Below are 16,488 nucleotides of genomic sequence, written 5' to 3' on the forward strand. Positions count from 1 at the left end.
ACAAGGAGGAGGAAGACATGAGGAAGCTACTGAGACTTGCCCTCGCGGGGGCGCTGGCGGTGCTGCCTTCGGCAGTCGCCCATGCCCAGACCGACATCACCTGGTGGGATTTCCTGAGCGGCGGCGACGGCGTTCGCATGAAGGCGCTGCGCCCGCTGGCGCCGGAAGAACTCGCCGCCGCCGGCATCAAGAAGGAAAACTATGTCGAGGCGAGCTGGAACTCGGCCTCGTCGGAGGGCACGGCCTACGGCGTTCCCTTCGACGTTCATTCGATCGTCCTCTATTACAACAAGAACATCCTGAAGGAGGCGGGGCTGCTTGGCGATGACGGGCTGCCCAAGGGCCTTGACGGACTCGACAATTTCAATGCGGCGCTCGAGAAGATCAAGGCGACGGGCAAGGTCCAGTACCCGCTTTCGCTCCATACCGACGAAGGCGGCTCCATGTGGCGCGTGTTCTACACGCTGATTGCCCAACAGGGCGGCAAGTTCATGGAGGGCGAGGAGATCCTGCCCGGAGACGCCGGCGTCAAGGCGCTGACGACCATGGCGAATTGGGTGTCGTCCGGCTATTCGCCGCAGCTCATCTCCTATGAGGCCTCGATCGCCCTCTTCACCTCCGGCAAGGCGGCCATGCACATCAACGGCGTCTGGGAAGTGCCGACGATGGTCGATCTCGAGAAGAACGGCAATCTCGGCTTCGAATGGGGCGCGATCCAGGTTCCCGTATTGATGGGCGAGCAGGCAAGCTGGGCCGACTCTCACGCCTTTGCCGTGCCGAACAGCGAGGCAAAACCGATTACGCCGGAGAAGCTTAAGGCGGTGCTTCAGATCATCGCCTGGATGAACGAGCACAGCCTCTCCTGGGCGGGTGCCGGTCACATTCCCGCCTACAAGCCGGTGACCGACAGCGCCGAGTTCAAGGCGATGCAGCCGAATGCGACCTACGTCAAGCTCGCCGATACCGCCGTCTTCCACCCCGTCTCGCCGCTCGCCGGCGTCGGCGGAGCGATCTACGAGGCGACACAGAACTTCATCGTCCCGGCCTTGAACGGCCAGCTCGACCCCGAGGAGGCGATCGAGCAGATGCGCGAGGAACTGAAGGGCCAGATGTAAGCGACTGAAAAGAAGGACCGGCCGAGCGGCCGGTCCGTCCGGACGACATGGGGCGAGGGAGGAGTAATACGGTGATGACGAGCGACAGACGAGGCAAGGCGCTGACCGCGGCTTTGATGATCGCGCCATTCGTGATCACGTATCTCACGGTTTTCGCCTATCCGGTCTACAAGATGTTCGCCCTGAGCTTCACCGACGCGCCGCTGATCGGCGAGGGCCGGTGGGTCGGCTTCGACAATTATCTGAAGCTCATCAATCAGAAGCTCTTCTTCACGTCGGCGTGGAACACCGGCTATTTCGTCGTGCTCACCGTCGTGCCGAACACGCTGATCGGCCTCGGCCTGGCGCTGATGGTCGTGCGGTTGAGGGGCTGGCTGCAGAGCCTCGTGCTGGTCCTGTTCTTCCTGCCCTATATCCTGCCTGTTTCGGTCGTGACGCAGATCTGGGAGTGGGTGCTCGATCAGCAATTCGGCATCGCCCAATATGTCATCGAGCTCTTCACCGGCAAGCGCATCAGCGTCTTCCGCGATCCGATCTGGGCGATGCCGATGGTGGCGCTCGTGACCGTCTGGTGGACGAACGGCTTTAATCTTCTGCTCTTCATCGCCGGACTGCGGAACATTCCGGCAGACTATTACGAGGCGGCAACGCTCGACGGCGCCACGCGCTGGCAATGCTTCCAGCGCATCACCTGGCCGCTCATCTGGCCGGTCACCGCGCTCGTCCTGACGCTGCAGCTCATCCTTCAGCTCAAGATCTTCGATCAGGTCTACCTGATGACGGAGGGCGGTCCCTTCAACTCGACCTATGTGCTCTTGCAGCTCGTCTACCGCGAGGCATTCCGTCTGAACCACGGCGGGCTGGGCTCGGCCGTGGCGGTCTTCCTGTTCCTGATCATCGTCACCGTTTCGGTGCTGCAATATCAGCTCTTGCGCGTAAGGGGGCGCTGACCGATGCAACGGAAATCCGTCGGCAACATCCTTCTTCTGGTCCTGACGCTGTGCATCGCCTGCATGTGGACCTTTCCCCTCTATTGGGCGGTGGTGACCTCGATCAAGCCGGAGCAGGAGGTCGTCACCAAAACGACCTTCATCCCGGACGTCTTCAACTTCTCGGCCTATTATTTCGCCCTGTTCGAGACCAACCTTTCCGCCTGGTATGTGAACTCGCTGGTTACCTCGATCACCGTCACCGTGGTCGTCATCCTGATCAGCGTGATGTGCGCCTATGCGCTGTCGCAGATCGTCTTTCCGGGCCGAAGGCTGCTTTACGGCATCATTCTCGCGAGCTTCATGGTTCCGTCCCAGGCGCTCGTCGTTTCGCAGTTCGTGCTGATGTACCGCTTCGGACTGATCAACACCTGGGGCGGCATCATCCTGCCGCAGCTCATCGTTCCGGTGGTGGTGATCGTCTACAAGCAGTTCTTCGACTCGGTGCCGAATGAGCTGCGCGAGGCGGCGAAGCTCGATGGTTGCGGCGATTTCCAGATCCTGTTCCGGCTCTATCTGCCGCTCAATTGGGGGATCACCACCGCGCTCGCGATCATCACCTACATCATGGCCTGGAACGCGTTTCTCTGGCCCTTCCTGGTGACGAATTCGGAAGACATGATGACGGTCACCGTGGGCATCACGCAGGTCGACGACGCCTTCGGCGTCAAATACGCCCGCGACATGGCGGTCGCCATTCTCGCGGCGATGCCGGTGGCGCTGGCCTACCTGCTCTTCCAGAAGCGGGTGACGCAGGCGCTGATGCTGTCATCGGGGATCAAAGGATGAGCCCGCGCGCCATCCTTGCCCGGCCCACGGCGAACTCTCCCAAGCCGTGGGCCGGGCGCGACCTTGAAACAATGCGACAAATGGCGGGCGCGCGTGGTATCAGCGCAGATAAGCCGATGCTTCAGAGCGGAATGCGCTCACACGCGTTCGCGCCACCGCTCTTCTGTTTGTTTTTGCCGCATTTATGCGACGTCCGGTGATTTCACCTGACCGCAAAATGCTCTAGCCGGAGTGTCAGTACCAGAGCATGGAGACGAAGCTTCTTACGGTGGACCCGATCAAGGATGTCGAGGTCGTGCAGGCATTGGGCTCCGCCACGCGGATCGAAATCCTCAATCTCCTGCGCCTCAAGGGACCGCTGAACGTCAACGAGATTGCCGCCCATATGGGGCTGCCGCAGTCGACGACCGCGACGAACCTGAAGTCGCTCGAAAAGGCCGGCCTCATCCAGACGCATACGATGAAGGCGTCCAAGGGCAATCAGAAGATCTGTTCCAGCATCTACGGCGAGATCCTGATCCGCTTCGATGACCGCACCAACCTTTCGAACGACGTCGTGAGCGTCAGCATGCCGATCGGCCTCTTCACCGAGTTCGAGGTGGAGGCGCCGTGCGGACTATGCTCGGTCAACAACGTCATCGGCATGCTGGACGTCCAGGAGGTCTTCCTCGACCCGCAGCGCATGCAGGCGGCGCTCCTCTGGTTCACGCGCGGCTATGTCGAATACAAGTTCCCGAACAATGCCAAGGTCAGCGGCCGGCCGATCCGCAAGATCGAGTTCTCCGCGGAACTCAGCTCCGAAACGCCGGCGACGAACGCCAACTGGCCTTCCGACATTTCCATCTGGATCAACGGCATCAAGGCCGGCTACTGGACCTCCCCCGGCGACTTCGGCGATCGCCGGGGCATGTATTCCCCATCCTGGTGGAAACTCAGCGGGTCGCAATACGGCAAGCTCAAGACCTGGAGCATCGACGAACGGGGCACCTGGATCGACGGCGCGATGGTGTCGACCCAGACGATAACCTCGCTCGGCATTCCGGACCATCATTCCATCCGCTTCCGCATCGGCATCGACGAGAAGGCTGAGAACCCCGGCGGGCTCAACATCTTCGGCAAGGGCTTCGGCGATTTCGATCAGGATATCGTCATGACGATCTATTTCTGAGCGTCGAACCGCTTGTCGGCTGGCGGGCGACCCTCAGTAGGCCCGGGGCGGCACGAAGAGACAGATTGTTTTCCCGTAAGCCTTGCCCGCAGCCGAGCACCAATGATACGCGCCGTCCGGCGAAATGCGGACGCGGCTGTCGGCATAGGGGAGCACCTCGCCGGTGGCGTTGACAATGTAGCCCTGCGGGCGCTCGCTGATTGCCGTCCCGGCAACCTGGCGGCAATCCAGGTTCGAGCAACAGGCAGTCGGATATTGCCATCCGCTCGGAGCGTCATGGGCGAAGGCGGTGGTCGAGAGCCCCGCGAAAAAAAGGAAAAAAAGGCGCATTGCAATCTCCTTGCAGGAGCAGCCGCCAAGTCTGTCCGGGACTGCAGCCGAAAGTGTCTGCGGGCGGCCAGCACCTCTCATCGGCGCGCGAGGCGGCCGGCCGTTGAATGCCGCATGACTGTGTCCTTGAATCGGAGCCGATTTAAGGAAGCCGCGGCTAACCTACAAACATGCGGATTGCGGAAATGATCCAGCGCGCGATGCCGGCCTTCAACCGGCGGCGTCGAGCGTAAGCGCGTCGCTTTCGCCCTCGACGAGCTCCATCGGCCAGACGGCGTTCACCAGGGCCTGCGGATAATGGTGCTTGAAGGCCGGCATCGTCGACAGCAGCGTCTCGGCAAGCGCGATGCCGAGTTCGCGCAGCTTCAGGCGGAAGCAGGTGAGCGGCGGCGAGAGGAAATGCGCCTGCGGGCTGTAGCGCCCGATCACCGCGATGTCACGGCCCGGCCGGACGCCCGCTTCGGAGAGCGCCTGGTAGAAGCCGACCGCGATCGTTTCGTTGACGAGCAGGATGGCCGTCGGCCGATCTTCGAGCGCCAGCAGGTCGCGCGCGATCTGGTACCCGCCGGCCTCGTTCGGCGTCGAGCGGAAGATCAACTCCTCGTCCAGCGCCAGGCCATGCGCGGCCAGGGCTTCGCGGCAGCGGTCGACGAAGATGTAGCCGAGATTGACGTCGTCATGCGGGCGCGTGACGGCGATGCGGCGATGCCCGCGGGCGACAAGCCGGTCGATGGCGGCCTGGGCCATCCCCTCGAAATCGAGATCGAGCCATGGCCGGCCCGCGTCCGTCAGGCTTCGTCCGAGGGTTACGAAGGGAATGTTGCGCTCGGCCAGGAACTCGATGCGGGGATCGTGCCGCTGCGTCGCCGAGAGGATGAGACCGTCGGCGAAGCCGCGCGCCACGACGCGCCTCAGATAGTCGCTCGGATCCTCCTCGGAGGAGCAGAGCAGGGCAACCAGGTCGAGCTGGTGCCTGGAGAAAACCGCCTGCACGCCGTCGAAGACGCTCATGAAGAAGGTGTCGCCCTGGCCGGTGATCTCCGTCCCCGTCTGCATCATGAAGCCGATGATGTTGGTGGTGCCCTGCCGCAGGCTGCGGCCCGACTGGTTGGGCACGTAGCCGAGCTCCGTGGCCGCCTCCAGCACGCGCCTGCGCGTCTCCTCATTGACGTCGGGGCGGCCGTTCAGCGCCCGCGAGACCGTTCCGATTGAGATGTCGAGATGCTGCGCCAGGCGCCGAATTCCCTTCATGCGGAGCGCTTCCTCCTTCACAATCCGCCGACTCCTCCGAATCCCTATTGACATGTTTCAGAAAGGCCGCATAGTACCGTAAACGTTTACGGTAGCCGTAACAAGGCGAAATCGTAGGTTTGTGGGAGGAGAACAGTGATTTTGCGCGCAGTTCTGTGCGGGTGCGGAGCTATGGCCAAAGGCTGGGTCAAGGCGATTGCCGCAGACCCCGAGCTCCGGTCCGCAATCCGCATCGTCGGGCTTGTCGACGTGAACCCCGATGCCGCTCGCGCGCTTGCCGCAGAGTTTGACGTTCAGGGTGCCGTCATCGGTTCGGATCTCGATGCGGTGCTCGGCGAAACGAAGCCGGACATTCTCTTCGACATCGTCGTTCCCGCCGCCCGTCGCGATGTGGTCGCCACGGCGCTCCGGCACGGCTGCCACGTTCTCAGCGAGAAGCCGATGGCCGCGTCGCTCGAAGCCGGGCACGAATTGATCCGGCTCGCGGAGGAGGCGGGCAGGCTTCATGCGGTCGTCCAGAACCGCCGCTTCATCACGGGCGTCCGCCGCATCCGCCGCCTCGTCGAAAGCGGGGCGCTCGGCGAGGTGACGGCACTTCATTGCGATTTCTTCATCGGCGCGCATTTCGGCGGCTTTCGCGAGGAGATGGAGCATGTGCTGCTTCTCGACATGGCGATCCACACCTTCGACGCCGCCCGCTTCATTGCCGGCAAGACGCCGCTCGCCGCCTACTGCCACGAAGAAAACCCGCGCGGCTCCTGGTACGCGCACGGGGCGGCCGCGACGGCGATCTTCGAACTGTCGGACGGCGTGACCTTCACTTATCGCGGCTCCTGGTGCGCCGAGGGCGCCAATACGAGCTGGGAAAGCGCGTGGCGGATCATCGGCACCAGGGGCACGCTTACCTGGGACGGCGCCGACGATCTCCAGGCCAATGCGGTCGTCGGCAGCGAGGGGTTCCTGCGCGAGCTTGCGCCGATCGAGATTCCGGGGCCCGCCGATCCGCGTCAGACGCATGGCCACGCCAGCGTGATCGCCGATTTCGTCGCGGCGATCCGCAGCGGAACGAAGCCGGAAACGGCGGGCGACGACAACATCAACAGCCTTGCCATGGTGTTTGCGGCGATCGAGAGCGCCCGCACCCGGCAGCGCGTGACAATCTGAAGAGGTATCCGGTGAGCAATCCAGCCAAGTCCATCCGCATCGGCACCATGGTCAGCGCCACCAAGGGCGAAGCCGCAAAGCGCATCGGCGAGATCGCCGACCTCGGCTTCGAGAGCTTCGAGCCGTTCTTCTGGCAGACCACCAACGGCCAGGACCTCGCCGAGCTCGGCAAACGCTGCCTTGAGGCGATCGGCGACCGCGACATCACCATCTCGACCATCGGCATGTTCGGCAATCCGCTCGAGGAAACCCAGATCGATCTCGAGACGCTCGAAGGCTGGCAAGCCTGCATCGACAACGCCCACCATTTCGGCGCGACCTGCGTCGCGGGTTTCACCGGTCGTGTCCGCGGGCGGCCGCTCACCGACAGCCTGCCGCGATACCGCAAGGTCTGGCGCGAGCTTGCCGCACGCGCCGCCGACAAGGGCGTGAAGATCGCCTTTGAGAACTGCGCCATGGACGGCAATTGGGCAACCGGCGACTGGAACATCGCGCACAATCCGGATGCCTGGGAGCTGATCTTCAACGAGACGCCGGACGACCATCTCGGCCTCGAATGGGAGCCCTGCCACCAGATGGTCTACCTTATCGATCCGTTGCCGCAGATCCGCAAATGGGCCCAAAAGATTTTCCATGTGCACGGCAAGGACGCGACCATCCGCTGGGACGTCATCCGCGAGCATGGCATCTTCGGCAAGGAGCAATTCGTCTTCATGCGCACCCCCGGCTTCGGCGACAGCAACTGGACCGACATCATCTCCGAACTCCGGCTCGCCGGCTGGTCCGGGTCGATCGACATCGAGGGCTGGCACGACCCGGTCTACCGCGACGCGCTGGAAATGACCGGCCAGGTGCACGCCTTGAATTACCTGAAACGATGCCGCGGCGGCGATTTCATCGCGGCCTGACACATGCCTGATGGCCGGCGTGGAGGGCGCCGGCTGCGGGATAACCAAGAGGAGGAGTCTATGGGTATCCGCAGATATGCAATGCTGGGCGTGTTCGCCCTTGCCAGTGTCTCGTTATCGGCCCTGTCGGCAAGCGCCGAGGACGTGACGATCAGCGTCTGGTCGCTTGACCGCGACATTCAGCCGGCGCCGAACCTGATCAATGATTTCAACAAGCTCAATACGGGAATTAAAGTCGAATATCGGCAGATCCAGTTCGACGACGTCGTCAGCGAGGCGATGCGCGCCTACTCGACCGGACAGGCGCCGGACATCATCGCCGTCGACAATCCCGAGCACGCGCTCTTTTCTTCGCGCGGCGCCTTTCTCGACCTCACCGACATGATCGCGAAATCCTCGGTGGTGAAGACCGAGAACTATTTTCCCGGGCCGCTCGCTTCGGTGACGTGGGACGGGAAATATTACGGCATCCCCAAGGCGACCAACACCATCGCCCTCTTCTACAACAAGGATATGTTCAAGGCGAAGGGCCTCGACCCGGACAAGCCGCCGCAGACCTGGGACGAACTCGTCGAGGCCGCGCGCAAGCTGACGGACCCGGCCGCAAACGTGTACGGCCTTGCCTTCTCCGCCAAGGCGAACGAGGAGGGGACGTTCCAGTTCCTGCCCTGGGCGCAGATGGCGGGCGGCGGTTACGACAAGATCAATTCCGAGGGCGCGGTGAAGGCGCTCGACCTCTGGAAGACGATCCTGGACGAGAAGCTCGCGTCGCCCGACACGCTGACGCGCGGCCAGTGGGATTCGACCGGCACGTTCAATTCCGGCAATGCAGCCATGGCGATTTCCGGTCCATGGGAACTCGATCGCATGATCAAGGAGGCGAAGTTCGACTGGGGTGTCGCGCTGCTGCCGGTGCCGGCGCTCGGCGCCGAGCGTTCCTCGGCCATGGGCGATTTTAACTGGGCGATCTTTTCCAGCACCGAGCATCCGCAGGAGGCTTTCAAGGTTCTCGAGTATTTCGTCTCGCAGGACGACAGGATGTTCAAGGATTTCGGTCAGTTGCCGGCGCGTTCCGACATATCCATCCCGGCGACCGGCGAGCCCTTGAAGGATGCGGCGCTCAAGGTTTTCCTGGAGCAGTTGAAATATGCCAAGCCGCGCGGCCCGCACCCGGAATGGCCGAAGATCTCCAAGGCGATCCAGGACGCGATCCAGGCTGCCTTGACCGGCCAGATGAGCTCCAAGGAGGCGCTCGACCAGGCGGCCGAGAAGATCAAGGCGGTCCTGGGCTGATCGTTCACCGGCGGAGCCCACGCCCGGTATCCGTCCTCGTTTCCTCCCGAGAAAGGCGATCTCCGGCTCCGGCCGGGATCGCCTGCGGGAAGGGGGATAGCCAATGAAGAGAATTCTAGCCAGTGTGACGGACGGGAAGGGCTTCGATATCGGCCTCGTCCTGTTGCCGCTCGCCTTCCTGCTCGTCCTTTCCGGACTGCCGCTCGTCTACAACGTCGTGATGAGCTTCCAGGAGGTCGACATGTTCAGCCTCGGAACCTTCGCGCGCCCCTTCGTCGGCTTCAAGAACTATGTCGACCTGTTCTCGCAGCCCGAAACCCGGCCCATTCTCCTCAACACCGCGCTCTTCGTCAGCGCCTCGATCGCCGGCCAGTTCCTCATTGGCTTCGGTCTTGCCCTGTTCTTCTCGATGAACTTTCCGGGCGCATCCTGGCTTCGCGGGCTTTTTCTCGTCTCCTGGGTCATGCCCGGCCTCGTCGTCGGCGCGATCTGGAACTGGATTCTCTCGGGCGATTTCGGCGTCCTCAACTTCTTCCTGCGGGAGACGGGGATCATAGACGGCAATATCTTCTGGCGCTCCGATCCGCATTATTCGCTCTGGGCGGTGATCATCGCCAATATCTGGCTTGGCACATCCTTCAACATGATCCTGCTTTCGGTGGGGCTGTCGGGGATACCGAAGGATCTTTATGAGGCGGCCGAGCTTGACGGCGCCAATGCCCTGCAGCGCTTCTTCACGATCACCCTGCCGATGATGCGCTCGACGATCGGCGCGATTATCGCGCTCGGCTTGATATTCACGCTGCAGCAGTTCGACCTTTTCGCCGGGATCACCTCCGGCGGGCCGAACAACTCGTCCAACGTGACGCAATATTGGGCCTGGGACCTTTCGTTCCGGCAATACGACTTCGCCAAGGGGGCGACGATCTCGGTGATCATGATCGTCTTCGTGATGCTCGCTTCCGTCGTCTATGTGCGCTCCACACGCCATGAGGTCCGGGGATGAGCGATCAAATGCGCAACCGCCTGATGCTCGCCGTCGCGCTGGTGCTGGCGGCGATCTATCTCTTTCCGCTCTACTGGATGTACATCACCGCGCTGAAGACCGGCTCGGCGATGTTCGCGACGCCGCCGAAATTCCTGCCCAGCGAGCCGCAATGGAGCATCTACGCCCATGTCTGGGAAAGCCGGAACATGGGGCGCTACCTCTGGAACTCGCTGGTGATCGCGCTCGGTGCCGTTTCACTCATCGCGGTGCTCGGCGTCGGCTGCGCCTATGTCCTCGCCCGTTATCGCAGCGTCTGGGTCGATATCGGGCTGTTCCTGATCCTGATGCTGCAGGTGCTGCCGGCGTCGCTGATGGTGACGCCGATCTTCGTCGGCTTCTCGCAGTTCGGCCTGCTCGACACACCGCGGCTTGCGGTCATCCTGGCGATCGCCGCGAAAAGCATGCCCTTCTTCGTCGTCCTTGTCAGGGCGACCTTCATGAGCGTGCCGATGGAGCTCGAAGAGGCCGCGCTCGTCGACGGCAATTCGCGCTTCGGCGCCTTCTTCAACATCGTGCTGCCGCTGGCCAGGAACGGCATTCTCGTGAGCGCGATCCTGATCTTCATGCAGGCCTTCGGCGAGTTCGTCTATTCGAAGTCGATGATCCAGGCCGTCGAACTGCAGCCGGCAAGCGTCGGGCTCAACTCCTTCATGGGGCCGAACACCAATGAATGGAACAACATCATGGCCTATGCCACGATCTATGTGACGCCCGTTCTCGCCGTCTTCATCCTCTTGCAGCGCCGCATCGTTTCCGGCCTCACCTCGGGAGCCCTCAAATGACCCTTCAGATCGAGCTCAACGGCGTCAACAAGTTCTACGGTGCCTTTCATGCCTTGAAGGACATCAACCTCGCGATAGAGGAGGGGACCTTCGTCGCGCTCGTCGGGCCTTCCGGCTGCGGCAAGTCCACGCTGCTCAGGTCGCTTGCCGGGCTCGAGAAGATCTCGACGGGCGAGATGAAGATCGCCGGCGCGCTGATGAACAACGTCCCGCCGCGCAAGCGCGACGTCGCCATGGTGTTCCAGTCCTACGCGCTCTATCCGCACATGACGGTCGAGGAGAACCTGACCTACAGCCTGCGCATCCGTGGCGTGAAGAAGGCCGAGGCCCTGAAGGCGGCGGCGGACGTGGCGGCGACCACCGGTCTCACGCACCTCATGAAGCGCTATCCGCGCGAACTCTCCGGCGGCCAGCGCCAGCGCGTGGCGATGAGCCGCGCCATCATCCGCCACCCGAAGGCGTTCCTCTTCGACGAGCCGCTGTCGAACCTCGATGCGGCGCTGCGCGTGCACATGCGCAAGGAGATCCGGGCGCTGCACGACCGGCTGCACGCGACCTCGGTCTACGTCACGCACGATCAGATCGAGGCGATGACCATGGCCGATCACGTCGTCGTCATGCGCGACGGCGTCATCGAGCAGCAGGGCCGCCCGCTCGACCTCTACGACCGGCCGGCCAACCGCTTCGTCGCGGGCTTTATCGGCTCGCCGGCCATGAACTTCATCCCGGCGATCGTCGGCGAGGACGGCATGCATGCGGTTCTCGACCTCGGGGCGACGCGGGCGCGGCTCGCCCTTGCCGCGCCACTCGCCGCCGGCGTCGCGGTGACCGTCGGCATCCGCCCGGAACACATCCGCATCGTCGCGAGCGGAGAGGGTGCCTTCGATGTCCCCGTCGGCTTCGTCGAGTCGACCGGCTCCGCCACCTACGTCACCTCGGCGACGCGACCGGAACTGACGGTCGTCGAAACCGGGCGTCCGGACATTGCAAGCGGCGAACGCGTCGGGCTCGCGATCGAGCCGACGCAGCTCCATCTCTTCGACGCCGACACGGGCAAGCGGCTCGAGGTCGCGAGGGCAGCCGGCGTGATGCGTTTTGCGCCCCGGGCCGCCGCTCATCCCGCTGCCGCGACCTTCTCCCCGTCCTGACGGGGAGAAGGGGACCCGCGGCGCCGCCTGCGTCCCCGTCCCCCTCCGCGAGCGCTGGAGTTGGCGCCGGAACGTTGCCGCGAGTCTCCTTCGCCCCGCTCGCGGGGCGAGGGTAGCCGGCAGGCCGGATGAGGGGCCAATCCCACGCCCTAATCCTCGAAACAGTTGAAGTATCCTGCCCCCGTTACCGCGCGATCTCCTGCGCCCTGAGGTTCTGGATCAGCCGTTCCTGCCCCACCCGGATCACATGTTCCATCGCCTCGCGCGCACCATCCTCGTTGCGGCGGCCGATCTCCTCTACGATACGGATATGGGCCATTGCGACGCGGTCGATCTCGGCTTCGTCGGCCGTGGGGCTGGTCAGGCGGAAGACGCCCACCAGCGCTGCCTCGATAAGGCTTCCGACCGTGCGCATGAACGGGTTGAGCGAGGCTTCGAGCAGGCGCAGATGGAATTCGAGGTCGGCTTTCGCCAGCGTCTGGGCGCTATGGCCGCCATCGCCCATGGCGACGGCGAGCCGCATCATCCGGGCGATGTCCGCATCCGTTGCCCGGCGGGCGGCGAGACTTGCGGCGTAGGGTTCGAGTGCGAGGCGCACCTCGCTCACCTGGTTGAGGAATTTCTCGTCGACGCCGGCATTGAAACGCCATGAGAGAACGTCGCTGTCGAAGAGATTCCAATTCGCGTGCGGCAGCACGCGTGTGCCGATCCTCGCGCGGGCGACGACGAGCCCCTTGGCCGCGAGCGTCTTCATCGCCTCGCGGAGCACCGTGCGCGAGACGTTGAAGCGCGCCGCAAGCTCGGCATCGCCCGGAAGCGTGTCGCCGACGGCGAACTCGCCGCTGACGACCGCCTGGCCGAGCTCATCGACGACGAGCTTGTGGCTCGTTCTCTTGCCCGGTCGATGGCCGAAGATTGCCGGCGGCATCTCGCAGAGCCCTCCGCGTCACGCTCGTTGCCGCTCGCGGCGCGACACCCGGATGATTCCCTTCTGCAGGAGGATGAAGGCAAAGAGCAGGAGGCCTATCAGGATCTTCGTCCACCAGCTCGAGAGCGATCCGTCGAAGGTGATGTAGGTCTGGATCAGCCCCTGGATGAGGATGCCGACGAACGTTCCCGCGACGAAGCCGGAGCCGCCGGTCAAGAGCGTGCCGCCGATGACCACGGCGGTGATCGCATCGAGCTCGACGCCGACCGCCGCGAGCGAATAGCCGGCCGAGGTATAGAGCGAGAAGACAATCCCGGAGAGCCCGGCAAGCAGACCCGACAGGGCGTAGATGCGGACCGTGGTGGCGGCGACCGGCACGCCCATGAGCTTCGCCGTCGCGGTGCCGCCGCCAAGGGCGTAGACATTGGTTCCGAAGCGGCTGCGATGGGCGATGAGGATACCGAGGGCAAAGACGGCGAGCATCAGGCCGCCGATCAGCGTGATCCGGCCACCGCCCGGCAGCTTGTAATAAAGCCCCTTCAGGCTGGCGTAGAACGGATGCTTGATCGGGATGGAATCGATCGACAATACGAAAGCCATGCCGCGCGCGAGGAACATGCCGGCAAGCGTGACGATGAAGGCAGGCATTTCCAGATAGTGGATGATCGCCCCCATCAGTGCCCCGAAGGCGGTCGTGATGGCGAGCACCAGCGCGAAGGCGACGAGCGGATGGATGCCGCCATGCTCCAGCACGACGGCAAGGAACACGCCGGTGAAGGCGATCACCGCGCCGACCGAGAGGTCGATGCCGCCCGACAGGATGACGAAGGTCATGCCGACGGCGGCAATCCCGAGGAAGGCGTTGTCCGTCAGCAGGTTTCCGATCACCCGGGTCGAAAGCATGTTCGGATACTGGGCGACGCAAAGCGCGTAGCTCAAGACGAAGATCAAGATCGTCGCCGCAAGCGGAAGATATTTCTGCTTCATTTCGCTTCTCGCTCGGTCGGTTTGGCGGTTGCCCGCGGCATCTTCAGGAAGGCGAAGGCCGTGTGGAAGCGCGGCGATTGGAGCACCAGGATGAAGACGATGATCGCCGCCTTGATGATGAGGTTGAACTCGGGCGGGAAGCCGGAAAGAAGAATGCCGGTATTGATCGCCTGGATGATAATCGCGCCGAGAACCGACGCGGCAATGCTGAAGCGGCCACCGAGCAGCGAGGTGCCGCCGACGACGACCGCCAGGATCGCGTCGAGTTCCAGCCACAGCCCGGCATTGTTGGCGTCGGCTCCCTTGATGTCGGCCGCCGCGATGACGCCGGCGATCGCGGCACAGAGGCCCGAAAGCACATAGGCGGCGATCAGAAGCACGGGAGTCAGCACGCCCGACAAAGTGCTCGCCTGGCGGTTGACGCCGATCGCTTCGATAAGCATGCCGAGCGCCGTCTGGCGGACGAGGAGGGCGACGATGATACCGAAGGCGAGCCAGATCACGACCGGCATCGGCAGACCGGCGAAGGAGCCGCTGCCGATGAAGCTGAGGCCGGGATCGTTGAAGGTCAGGATCGCGCCCTCGGTGATGAGCTGGGCGATGCCGCGCCCGGCGACCATCAGCACGAGCGTCGCGATGATCGGCTGGATATCGAGGACCGCGACCAGCAGCCCGTTCCAGATGCCGCACAGGATGCCGACGGCAATCGTCACGAGCAGCGTCTCGGCGAGCGAATGGCCGGAGGTGATGAGCGAGGCGGCGGTCGCGCCGCAGATGGCCATGACGGCACCGACGGAAAGGTCGATGCCCTTGGTGGCGATGACGACCGTCATGCCGATCGCCAGCAGCACGACGGGCGCGCCGCGATTGAGGATGTCGATGAGGCTGCCATAGAGGCGGCCGTTCTGGATCTCCAGGCTGAGGAAACCGGGAAAGACGATTGAAACCGCTGCAAGAATCATCGTCAGAGCGATGAGCTGCGGCAAGAGCCTGGCAAGATAGGTCCTGACGGTCGATGTCACGCTGCGCCTCGTTCATTGGCCGCGGCGATCGCTTCGACGATCTGGCCCGCGGAAATTCGTTGTCCGTCGAGTTCGGCGACATGGGCGCGGTCGCGAAGGACGATGACGCGCGTGCTGTAAGCGACCAGTTCCTCGATCTCCGACGAGATGACGATCAGCGACATGCCCTTCTCGCGCAGGCTCTCGATCAGTCGCACGATCTCCGCATGGGCGCCGACGTCGATGCCGCGCGTCGGCTCGTCGAGGATCAGGAGTTCCGGCTCGGTTGCGAGCCAGCGGGCGAGGATGGCCTTCTGCTGGTTGCCGCCGGAAAGCAGCTTGATCGGCTTCTCGCGGTCGGCGGTGCGGATGTCGAGCGCGCGGATGTAGTGGTCCGCCAGCCGGTTCTGTTCCGCACGCGAGATCGGCCGCGTCCAGCCGCGCCGCGCCTGCAGCGCCAGCACGATGTTCTCGCGCACCGAGAGGTCGCCGACGATGCCGTCAGTCTTGCGGTCCTCCGGGCAGAAACCGAATTTCTCGCGAATGGCGGCGCGGGGCGAAGCGAGATCGACCTTGCGGCCGTCGATCTCGGCCGTGCCGCTGTCGGCGCGATGGGCGCCAAAAAGGATTTCGGCGGTTTCCGTGCGTCCGGAGCCGAGCAGTCCGGCCATGCCGACGACCTCGCCGGCGCGGACATCGAGGTCGAAGGGCTTGATGCGGCCGCGGCGGCCATAGTTCCTGAACGTGTAGCGCGGCCGGCCTTGGACCGGTTCGGCGTGCGCTGACTGGATCTCGGCCGCCAGTTCCCGGCCGATCATCATCGCGATCAGGTCGCGCCGGTCGAGCTCGGCGGTATCGCGGGTCCCGACGATCTGACCGTTTCTCAGCACCGTGATGCGGTCGGAAATCTCGTAGACCTGTTCGAGGAAATGGGTGATGAAGATGATGCCGAGCCCGCGCGCCTTGAGACGCCGGACGATGCGGAAGAGCATCGCGACCTCGTGCGCATCGAGGCTCGCCGTCGGCTCGTCGAGGATCAGCACCTTGCCGGAAAGATCGACGGCGCGGGCGATCGCCACGACCTGCTGGATCGCCACCGAATAGCTGGCGAGATCGCGCGTGACATCGAGATCCAGCTCGTATTCCGCAAGCAGCTCGCGCGCCCTGCGGTTCATGGCGCGGATATCGACCATGCCGAAACGACGCGGCTGGCGTCCGAGGAAGAGGTTTTCGGCGACCGTCAGGTTCGGCAGCAGGTTGACCTCTTGGTAGACCGTGCCGATCCCCAGCCGCTGGGCGTCGAAGGTATCGCGCGGGTCCACCTCGGTGCCGTCGAGCAGGATGCTGCCGCCGTCGCGCCGGTAGGCGCCGGTCAGGCATTTGATGAGCGTCGACTTGCCGGCGCCGTTTTCTCCGAGGAGCGCGTGCACCTCGCCGCGCCGCAGGTGGAAATCGACCTTGTCGAGGGCCTTCGTACCGGGAAAGCCTTTTTCGATCCGGGTCGCAGATAGGATGTTTTCGCTGCTGGTCTGCATGGATACCGCCTCTGGAGTGTGACCCGCTCCCTGACCCGCGCCGCACCCGGCC

Annotated in this window: 16 protein-coding genes; 10 read left to right on the top strand and 6 right to left on the bottom strand. The window is 63.8% G+C overall.

All coding sequences use genetic code 11. The features are described 5' to 3' along the window. Positions 1–17: 17 nt before the first annotated feature. The 4 genes from ATB98_RS07995 to ATB98_RS08010 all read left to right on the top strand — a co-directional run bounded on the left by ATB98_RS07995 (position 18) and on the right by ATB98_RS08010 (position 4,061). Complete coding sequence (locus ATB98_RS07995; protein ID WP_066871625.1) at positions 18–1,115, top strand: extracellular solute-binding protein; 1,098 nt, start codon at positions 18–20, stop codon at positions 1,113–1,115. Positions 1,116–1,189: 74 nt separating this feature from the next. Beyond that, the gene (locus ATB98_RS08000; RefSeq protein ID WP_066871628.1) at positions 1,190–2,065 is read left to right on the top strand and encodes a carbohydrate ABC transporter permease; all 876 of its coding nucleotides are present in this window, start codon (positions 1,190–1,192) and stop codon (positions 2,063–2,065) included. Between the two features lie 3 nt (positions 2,066–2,068). Next, positions 2,069–2,893 carry a carbohydrate ABC transporter permease gene (locus tag ATB98_RS08005; protein ID WP_066871631.1) on the top strand — a complete coding sequence of 275 codons (825 nt, stop codon included), beginning with the start codon at positions 2,069–2,071 and terminating at the stop codon, positions 2,891–2,893. A 247-nt stretch (positions 2,894–3,140) separates the two neighbouring features. Next, complete coding sequence (locus tag ATB98_RS08010; protein ID WP_066871634.1) at positions 3,141–4,061, top strand: ArsR/SmtB family transcription factor; 921 nt, start codon at positions 3,141–3,143, stop codon at positions 4,059–4,061. A gap of 33 nt (positions 4,062–4,094) precedes the next feature. On the opposite strand, the gene ATB98_RS08015 is transcribed toward ATB98_RS08010, so the two are convergent. Together ATB98_RS08015 and ATB98_RS08020 are read right to left on the bottom strand one after the other, a co-directional pair. Then, positions 4,095–4,391 (bottom strand): hypothetical protein, encoded by a 297-nt coding sequence (locus ATB98_RS08015; protein ID WP_066871636.1) that lies wholly within the window; start codon positions 4,389–4,391, stop codon positions 4,095–4,097. 210 nt (positions 4,392–4,601) lie between these two features. Next, positions 4,602–5,642: a LacI family DNA-binding transcriptional regulator gene (locus tag ATB98_RS08020; protein WP_066871820.1), complete on the bottom strand. Its 1,041-nt coding sequence runs from the start codon at positions 5,640–5,642 to the stop codon at positions 4,602–4,604. 135 nt (positions 5,643–5,777) lie between these two features. On the opposite strand from ATB98_RS08020, the gene ATB98_RS08025 reads away from it, so the two are divergent. From ATB98_RS08025 to ATB98_RS08050, 6 genes are all read left to right on the top strand, one after another. After that, a complete protein-coding gene (locus ATB98_RS08025) occupies positions 5,778–6,806 on the top strand; it encodes a Gfo/Idh/MocA family protein (protein ID WP_084435374.1) in 1,029 nt (342 codons plus the stop codon). 11 nt (positions 6,807–6,817) lie between these two features. After that, positions 6,818–7,714 carry a sugar phosphate isomerase/epimerase family protein gene (locus tag ATB98_RS08030; protein WP_066871642.1) on the top strand — a complete coding sequence of 299 codons (897 nt, stop codon included), beginning with the start codon at positions 6,818–6,820 and terminating at the stop codon, positions 7,712–7,714. A gap of 60 nt (positions 7,715–7,774) precedes the next feature. Continuing rightward, the gene (locus ATB98_RS08035) at positions 7,775–9,007 is read left to right on the top strand and encodes an ABC transporter substrate-binding protein (protein WP_066871645.1); all 1,233 of its coding nucleotides are present in this window, start codon (positions 7,775–7,777) and stop codon (positions 9,005–9,007) included. Between the two features lie 103 nt (positions 9,008–9,110). Next, positions 9,111–10,013 (top strand): carbohydrate ABC transporter permease, encoded by a 903-nt coding sequence (locus ATB98_RS08040; protein ID WP_066871648.1) that lies wholly within the window; start codon positions 9,111–9,113, stop codon positions 10,011–10,013. Then, the gene (locus ATB98_RS08045; protein ID WP_066871651.1) at positions 10,010–10,837 is read left to right on the top strand and encodes a carbohydrate ABC transporter permease; all 828 of its coding nucleotides are present in this window, start codon (positions 10,010–10,012) and stop codon (positions 10,835–10,837) included. The genes ATB98_RS08040 and ATB98_RS08045 overlap by 4 nt, the downstream gene beginning before the upstream one ends. Beyond that, positions 10,834–11,985 carry an ABC transporter ATP-binding protein gene (locus ATB98_RS08050; RefSeq protein ID WP_066871654.1) on the top strand — a complete coding sequence of 384 codons (1,152 nt, stop codon included), beginning with the start codon at positions 10,834–10,836 and terminating at the stop codon, positions 11,983–11,985. The genes ATB98_RS08045 and ATB98_RS08050 overlap by 4 nt, the downstream gene beginning before the upstream one ends. A gap of 184 nt (positions 11,986–12,169) precedes the next feature. Here ATB98_RS08050 and ATB98_RS08055 read toward each other — a convergent pair whose 3' ends face one another. Genes ATB98_RS08055 through ytfR form a run of 4 tightly spaced genes read right to left on the bottom strand, consistent with a single transcriptional unit; the run spans position 12,170 to position 16,436 of the window. After that, entirely contained in the window at positions 12,170–12,913 is a 744-nt protein-coding gene (locus ATB98_RS08055) for a FadR/GntR family transcriptional regulator (protein WP_066871657.1), read from the bottom strand. Positions 12,914–12,931: 18 nt separating this feature from the next. Further along, a complete protein-coding gene (yjfF, locus tag ATB98_RS08060) occupies positions 12,932–13,900 on the bottom strand; it encodes a galactofuranose ABC transporter, permease protein YjfF (protein ID WP_066871660.1) in 969 nt (322 codons plus the stop codon). Next, complete coding sequence (locus ATB98_RS08065; protein WP_066871663.1) at positions 13,897–14,922, bottom strand: ABC transporter permease; 1,026 nt, start codon at positions 14,920–14,922, stop codon at positions 13,897–13,899. The genes yjfF and ATB98_RS08065 overlap by 4 nt, the downstream gene beginning before the upstream one ends. Continuing rightward, positions 14,919–16,436: a galactofuranose ABC transporter, ATP-binding protein YtfR gene (ytfR, locus tag ATB98_RS08070; protein ID WP_066871666.1), complete on the bottom strand. Its 1,518-nt coding sequence runs from the start codon at positions 16,434–16,436 to the stop codon at positions 14,919–14,921. Before ytfR ends, ATB98_RS08065 begins: the two co-directional genes overlap by 4 nt. Positions 16,437–16,488 lie beyond the last annotated feature (52 nt).

Origin of the sequence: Sinorhizobium saheli (genome assembly GCF_001651875.1) — a bacterium.
Taxonomy (GTDB): Bacteria; Pseudomonadota; Alphaproteobacteria; order Rhizobiales; family Rhizobiaceae; genus Sinorhizobium; species Sinorhizobium saheli.

Bases quoted from the DNA above. Each gene is read 5' to 3' on its own strand.
- ATB98_RS07995 (WP_066871625.1), top strand. From the start codon at position 18: ATGAGGAAGCTACTGAGACTTGCCCTCGCGGGGGCGCTGGCGGTGCTG.
- ATB98_RS08005 (WP_066871631.1), top strand. From the start codon at position 2,069: ATGCAACGGAAATCCGTCGGCAACATCCTTCTTCTGGTCCTGACGCTG.
- ATB98_RS08055 (WP_066871657.1), bottom strand. From the start codon at position 12,913: ATGCCGCCGGCAATCTTCGGCCATCGACCGGGCAAGAGAACGAGCCAC.
- ATB98_RS08010 (WP_066871634.1), top strand. From the start codon at position 3,141: ATGGAGACGAAGCTTCTTACGGTGGACCCGATCAAGGATGTCGAGGTC.
- ATB98_RS08020 (WP_066871820.1), bottom strand. From the start codon at position 5,642: ATGAAGGGAATTCGGCGCCTGGCGCAGCATCTCGACATCTCAATCGGA.
- yjfF (WP_066871660.1), bottom strand. From the start codon at position 13,900: ATGAAGCAGAAATATCTTCCGCTTGCGGCGACGATCTTGATCTTCGTC.
- ATB98_RS08045 (WP_066871651.1), top strand. From the start codon at position 10,010: ATGAGCGATCAAATGCGCAACCGCCTGATGCTCGCCGTCGCGCTGGTG.
- ytfR (WP_066871666.1), bottom strand. From the start codon at position 16,436: ATGCAGACCAGCAGCGAAAACATCCTATCTGCGACCCGGATCGAAAAA.
- ATB98_RS08050 (WP_066871654.1), top strand. From the start codon at position 10,834: ATGACCCTTCAGATCGAGCTCAACGGCGTCAACAAGTTCTACGGTGCC.
- ATB98_RS08040 (WP_066871648.1), top strand. From the start codon at position 9,111: ATGAAGAGAATTCTAGCCAGTGTGACGGACGGGAAGGGCTTCGATATC.
- ATB98_RS08000 (WP_066871628.1), top strand. From the start codon at position 1,190: ATGACGAGCGACAGACGAGGCAAGGCGCTGACCGCGGCTTTGATGATC.
- ATB98_RS08015 (WP_066871636.1), bottom strand. From the start codon at position 4,391: ATGCGCCTTTTTTTCCTTTTTTTCGCGGGGCTCTCGACCACCGCCTTC.
- ATB98_RS08035 (WP_066871645.1), top strand. From the start codon at position 7,775: ATGGGTATCCGCAGATATGCAATGCTGGGCGTGTTCGCCCTTGCCAGT.